The following is a 6,129-nucleotide window of genomic DNA, read 5'->3' as shown; positions in this document are numbered from 1 at the left end:
GTGCAGCATCCAGTTGACGAAAACGACGACCGGATGCGGCTGTCCATCCACCTCTTCCTCGTGGCCCATGGAGCCCTGCTGGACCAAGTGCGCCATGAGCTGCGCCAGAAGGCCCCGAAGGCCCGGATAGACGCGAATGATGCTCCGCTCGATCCGGATGTCCTCGATGATGTTGAGGACGGCCTTATGGAGCGGGCTGCGCTTCGCGAACGCCCGGAAGGCGCTCATGTCGGTGACCCTCGCATGGCTGGCCTCGTGGCCGAGATAGGCAAGCGCGATGAAGCGCTTGTCGTCCGGCACAACCGGCAGACGGATGAGGTTGTCATCCGTTGAGGCCGTCGAGATGCCCGGCTCCACGGACACGCGGATGTCGCCGTTCCCCTGACGGTTGATCTGCTCAACCATCATGGCGGCGGTCACGCCGAGGGACTGCTGCATGGCGGATTGCTTCATAGCGATCTCCTTCGTTGTGCAGGGCCGAAATGGCCTGCTTCTCGAAGGAGTTGCGGTGCCGAAAAAACCCACCAGGAGCTTTCTTCCGGGAAGATAGGTCCAGATGTCCGGGCCGACGCTACCCAGAGGCTCCATCGTGATCTTGCTTGTAACTATCTGAATAACGGCCCTCTCTCCTGACGGGAGCGTGCGAAGGGGGGTTGCGTTCTCGTGGATGGTCGCTCCGAAAGCCTGACAAAACTGCTCAACAAAAGCGGCAGGATGCACGAAATCAGTGGCTTACGGCGTTACGGCTGGATATACCTTCCGGTGGTTTTGCGGTTACAATGCAGAGGACCAATCTGTAAAAGTTACAGCAGGAAATTCTAATAGACGGCGGCGTTTCGACCCGCCCCAGACACCAGCGGTACCAGAAGAGGCCGCTAATTTTCGAGGTAGGTAGGGCTAAAAATGGCTTCCAAAAACAGCTCCCAAGAGAAGAAGGGCGGCGATGGAGCGGCAGTGAATCAAAGCGGCCACGTCAAAGGCTCGGCGCTCACAAAGGCATTGCTGGAGCGAGCGGAGGAGCTGGAGATGGACCGCTACCAGCTCGCGGACTCCATCGGGATCACCTACTCCTATCTGACCCTGATCCTCAATGGCGGCCGGGACATCAGCAAGATCACGGATGAAAAGCTCCGCAGCATGGGGCGCTTTCTCGGCATCCCGTTCGCCCAGGTGCTCATGCTCGCGGAAGTCCTCCGGCCGGAAGACTTCATCGTGGGCGACGAGGAGACCATCGACGCTTCGATTCGGCAGGTGTATGCCTCCATGTCCCGGCACCCCGAATGGCGTGGGCTCGCTCCCACCGATGCGGATTGGGCCAACACGCCGCGCCAGGTGAAGATCGTCCTCGGCATGATGTTCCAGCGGCTCACCAACGAGGAAATGCTGGAAGTTGCCAGCATGATCGAGGTTGAGGACGAGGAAGATCAGGAACAGGCGTAACCGAACTCTCGGCGGCCCCGTGCCGGGGCCGCCTTGGTTCAGGCGGCTTTCCTCCGTTTGCCGCCGCCCTTCTTCGGGCCTCGCCCCTTCGTCTTCGCGGGCTCCCCCGCGATTTCCACTTCGCCCTGCCGGTCCTTGGCCCACTTGAGGATGTAATCGAGGAATCGGTGGATGTTCCCCTCAAACTCGGACAGCTCCATGTCGCCGTCCGCGATCCGTTTCAGATCCATTTCCCACTTCGCGGTGAGATCCGGGTTCACCAGTAGCGGGTGGAGGTTGTGAGCGATGGAGCGGCCCAGCTCGCTCACCTTCAGCTTGCCTCGATCCAGGGTGATGTAGCCCCGTGATTTCAGCGTTTCGATGGTCTGAGCCTGCGTGGCGGCCGTCCCGATCCCTGAGTTCTCCTTGAGAACGGCTTTCAGCTTGTCGTTCTGGACGTACTTGGCGACCGATCCCATGTCTTCGATGAGCGTCCCTTCGGTGTAGTAGTCCGGCGGACGGGTGGTGCGCTTGCGTGGCTTCGCATCTGCGACGGTCACCCTGGCGCCGTCCGGCAGGTCGGGCAGGGCCTTGTCGTTCGCGGCCTTGCCCGCGATGGTGGTCCAGCCGGGCGAGACCGTTACCTGCCCCTTGGCCTTGTACGTCCGCTCGTCCCAGACGGCGGTGTACAGCGTCTCGTCGTACACGCGGTCGGGGGCGAGCATCAGGAGGTAGCGCATGGCAATGGCCTTGTAGAGCGCCACGGCCTGATCGGAAAGTCCCTCGGGGAGAGGATTGCGGGTCGGAATGATCGCGTGGTGTTCTTCGACCTTCGCGGTGTTGAAGACGCTGGGCCGGGCCTCGGGGTTCTGGAGGCGTGCCCTGGCGTTCACCAGGGACTCGTCGGCGGCCTGCCCAATCGCATCGAGAATGTCCGGCACGTCCGCCTCCTGCTCCTTGGGCAGATACGGGCACTCGGTTCGCGGGTAGGTGGTCAGCTTCTTCTCGTAAAGCTCCTGAGCCACGGCCAGCGTCTTCGAGGCCGAGAGCTTCAGGTTCTTGCTCGCGAACTTCTGGAGTTCCGGCAGGGTGAACAGCCGGGGCGGACGCTCTTTCTTGCGCTCTGTCATCTTCGACAGCGCCCCCTCGCGGTTTTTCAGGGCCTTGGCGATGGACTTCGCCTCCGCCTGATCCCAGAGGCGGTCTTCATCCTTCTGGGGCGAGAACGCCAGCGTGAGACGGGGCGTTGAATCGTCGGCCGGATCGCGGCTGGACTCGTGGACCGTGGCCTCGATGTCGAAGAAGTCGCGCGGCTCGAAGTTCTCGATGAGATCGCAGCGACGCGCGACCAGAGCCAGCGTCGGGGTCTGCACCCTTCCAATCGAGATCATGTGTTCCCGTGAGAGGGTCTTCGTGATCGCGCGGGAGAGGTTCATGCCTACCAGCCAATCCGCCCGCGCGCGGCCGAGCCCGGCTTGGTAGAGCCCTCGGAAGCGGTCGTTGGGCTGCATCCGGCCCAGTTCGCGCTTCACGGTGGCCGGGTCGGTGGCGGAGAGCAGAAGCCGCTTGGTGGGGCGGTCGTTTCCGAGGTATTCGAGCACTTCATCCACGAGCATCTGCCCTTCGCGGTCGGGGTCTCCTGCGTTGACCACGGTGGATGCTTGGGCCAGCAGTGTCTTGATCGTCTTGAGCTGGTCCTTGCTGTCCCGTTTCGGCTCCAGTTTCCATCGAGGCGGGATGATGGGCAGGTGTTTCAGATCCCACGATTTCCATTCGGGGTTGTAGGCTTCCGGGTAGGGCATTTCGAGGATGTGCCCGAAGCACCAGGTCACCACGTCATTGCCTGCCTGGATATACCCTTCGCCGTTCTTTTTGGGTCCGGGGAGGTTTTCTGCGATGGCCCTCCCGAGAGAGGGCTTCTCCGCGATGAATAGCTTTTCCATCAGAACTGATCCATGGAGTCTTGCATGATGCGCAGGGTTTCCGGGTCAATGTCTTCTGTCCCACCCTCCTGTCCTGTCTCTTCACCTTCTGGCGATGTTTTTCTTGCCGCCTGCGGCGGGGCCGGTTCGGATGGGGGCTTCGGTGCCGGTTCTTCCTGCCGGGGCGGTTCCGGGGCTTCCTCGGGTGCCGGTGCAGTCCGGGCCGGGGCCGGTTCGGAGGGGGCCGCCTGGGCGGCCGGTGCCTCCTTGCGCTTCGGTGGCGCGGTGGGTGCCTGCGCTCCCTCCTTCTCCGCCCGGACGGCCTCGATCAGCATGGCCCGCGCCTTCTTCGACGCGGCCCCATAGGGCTGAGCCATCAACCATTCGTACAGCTCCGGGTCGCGATCTGGCTGGACTTGGACCGTGATGCGTTCAGGCCCGTTGCTCCGGGCTCGCTTCCAGCGCGCCATGATTACGCCTTCGCCTTCTGTCCGAGCCGATCGGTCATGCGGCCGAATCGGTAGTAGCCCTCGGAGTTCGCGAAGCGGTGGCCCTTGTACCGGGTTCCTTCGGCCTCGGTGTCCTCCGCCATGCTCGCGTGCGGCCACTTGGCCTGAAGCTGGTCCAGGACGAGTGATCCGCCACCGCCGGTAACGAGGATGCCGTCGAGGTGCTTGGCATGGCTCTGCATAAGCTGGTTGGCGGTGTCGATCACCTGATTGGTGATGGTGCCGAGTGCCTTCGCGACGTGATCCTGCACGTCGATCCGCTGCCCGTACTGTTTGAGCGTGCCTTCGCGTAGGGCCTTCTCGGCCTCGAAGATGTCGGCCTCGATGTCGTGGTCCCGCAGGATGCGTTCGAGCGCCTGAGCGGCGACGTACACGCCGGGACCGCCCCCCGAGCCTGCTTCCACCCAGCGGCCGTTCACCAGAACCATGATGTCGGTCGAGTAGTAGCCCACGTCGATCACGCCCCACGACTCGTCGTGCATGACGCGCCCCTCGGCGGGCAGGCCGGTGCGGGCCAGCATGACGCTCTGATAGGTGCCCATCGGTTGCGGCATCACCCGAATCTGGACGCCATCCCCGAAGACCTCGGCGGCGATCTCCTTGAGCGGGTCGCGGCGCTGGTCGAACTCGGTGACTGGCAGGCCCAGCACGACGATCCGGTGGGAGAAGGCGTCCGCGTCTTCGCCAGCGATCCGGTTGGCGTGTGCCATCAGGGCCATGTGCTCGTTCGACTGGAGCCATTCGCGGGTCAGCCCGGCGGCGACCGAGCCGCGCGCCTGGATCGAGGCGGTTTCCCCGATGAAGTATTCGCGCCCACGGACCTTCACGGTTTCGCGCGCGGCGCGCTGGGCTTCCTCGCTGTTGCTGATATGGATGGCGGGTGCCGCCACGGAAGGGAACATGTAGCGGTTCACGCTGTTCGCCTTGTCGAAGGTCATTTTTACTGCGCTGTGGCCGATGTCGAGGCCGATCACTTGGGTAGCCATTCCGTTCTCCTGTGCTGGCTCTGTGAAGCCGTTTCCGGTTGTCTGGGAGGGCTCCCCTCCCGGTGATTGCTACAGGCGCAGTGACAGTGACAGTGATGGTGAAAGTGACAGTGATAGTGACTGTGCCTGTGACTGTTACAGTGACAGTGATAGTGACTGTTCCTGTGCCTGTGACACCTACAGTAATACAAGCATGTGCAAGGAACAACAGAAGTGACAGTTGGTTATACTGTGACGGTCGCCTGTTCCAGAGCGGGGAGGGTCAGCGCCAAGAGCTTGAACCCCTGCCCCGGAGCCATGGCCCGTAAGCGGTTCGGAGCGATGGATCGACACCCCCCGAGGAACGGAGCAAGGCAGGGCGGATCGAGGGCCGATCTACAACAGCCGAACAGTGTCGGAAAGGCCCGGTTCGGATGGCCGTAACCGACGCGCCAATGGCCTCGAATTGCGCCGCGAAGAGAGTCGGAAAAGTGGCCTCGACGCCGGTTCGGATGCCCCTCACCAGACCGGAGTGGCGACCGAGGCTTGGGCGGCTTTCTCACCGACTCGGATGGGCCGATTCGGATGAGCAACGAGAGACATGGAGGAAGGGAATGGCAGGAGTGGAGTCGAGAGAGCTGGGCTCGTTCGAGTGGTCCCCGGCGGCCCCCGAGGAGCTGGATTACGAAGCGAAGATGCTCGGGGATATTGCCGCTTCGGAGGCGGCATTTGCGGAGCGCGTTCAGCAGGGTGCGGCTGACCTGGCTCGGGCGGTTCGGATGTTGAACCGCTGGATCGTGGCGACGGATCGGGTGTTGTGGCGATTGCAGCCTCCGGCCACGGGGCGCATTCGGGTTCAGTGGGATCGCAAGTCCGGTTCGGATGGGCGTTCGCTGACTCCGATCCTTGTGCGATGGAAGAAGGTGCGTGGTGGCTGGCAGACGGAGCGTTTGGGGCCTCGTGCGGAGAACAGTGTGACGCGGTGGGGCGGGTTCGAGAGGCACGCCGACGAGGTGAGGGATGCGGTCTTGCTTGCGAAGCGGTTGATCGCGAAGCGTTCAGATGTGGTGAAGCGGGGCCGGGACTTCCAGCTTTCCGGTTCGGAGCGTGCCCGTTCGGGTGAGCTGATGGGTAGCCGAGCCCAGGAGGAGCTGGAGCGGATCGTGGAGGAGGCGAACGGCCGGATGCGGGAGGCGGATGAGCCGCTGGACCTTTCGTATGTGCTGACGGGGGAGTGGTCGGCGTAGGCGGCTGGAGCGGGCTGGGTCCGGTTCGGGGGATAACATGTTTGGACGCTGCATCGGTTGGCGGGGG

At 63.1% G+C, this 6,129-nt stretch carries 5 protein-coding genes and 1 pseudogene; 2 read left to right on the top strand and 4 right to left on the bottom strand.

Annotated features, from left to right (window positions below; all coding sequences use genetic code 11):
* Positions 1-453: pseudogene (locus C998_RS14225) on the bottom strand (hypothetical protein); the annotation flags it as partial.
* A gap of 450 nt (positions 454-903) precedes the next feature.
* Between C998_RS14225 and C998_RS14220 the strand changes: the two are divergent.
* Positions 904-1,440, top strand: a complete 537-nt coding sequence (locus C998_RS14220) for a helix-turn-helix transcriptional regulator (RefSeq protein WP_038082143.1) — start codon at positions 904-906, stop codon at positions 1,438-1,440.
* Between the two features lie 38 nt (positions 1,441-1,478).
* On the opposite strand, the gene C998_RS0113470 is transcribed toward C998_RS14220, so the two are convergent.
* From C998_RS0113470 to C998_RS0113460, 3 genes are read right to left on the bottom strand one after another with little or no spacing between them, the layout of a single operon-like run.
* A complete protein-coding gene (locus C998_RS0113470) occupies positions 1,479-3,362 on the bottom strand; it encodes a DNA topoisomerase 3 (RefSeq protein ID WP_018871403.1) in 1,884 nt (627 codons plus the stop codon).
* Positions 3,362-3,811, bottom strand: a complete 450-nt coding sequence (locus C998_RS14985) for a hypothetical protein (protein WP_051076750.1) — start codon at positions 3,809-3,811, stop codon at positions 3,362-3,364. Before C998_RS14985 ends, C998_RS0113470 begins: the two co-directional genes overlap by 1 nt.
* 2 nt (positions 3,812-3,813) lie before the next feature.
* Positions 3,814-4,836 (bottom strand): ParM/StbA family protein, encoded by a 1,023-nt coding sequence (locus C998_RS0113460; protein ID WP_018871401.1) that lies wholly within the window; start codon positions 4,834-4,836, stop codon positions 3,814-3,816.
* Positions 4,837-5,429: 593 nt separating this feature from the next.
* On the opposite strand from C998_RS0113460, the gene C998_RS0113455 reads away from it, so the two are divergent.
* Positions 5,430-6,062 carry a hypothetical protein gene (locus C998_RS0113455; protein WP_018871400.1) on the top strand — a complete coding sequence of 211 codons (633 nt, stop codon included), beginning with the start codon at positions 5,430-5,432 and terminating at the stop codon, positions 6,060-6,062.
* Positions 6,063-6,129: the final 67 nt, after the last annotated feature.

It is taken from the genome of Thioalkalivibrio sp. ALgr3 (genome assembly GCF_000377325.1).
Taxonomy (GTDB): domain Bacteria; phylum Pseudomonadota; class Gammaproteobacteria; order Ectothiorhodospirales; family Ectothiorhodospiraceae; genus Thioalkalivibrio.
This window is presented reverse-complemented; position numbering and strand designations above follow the sequence as displayed.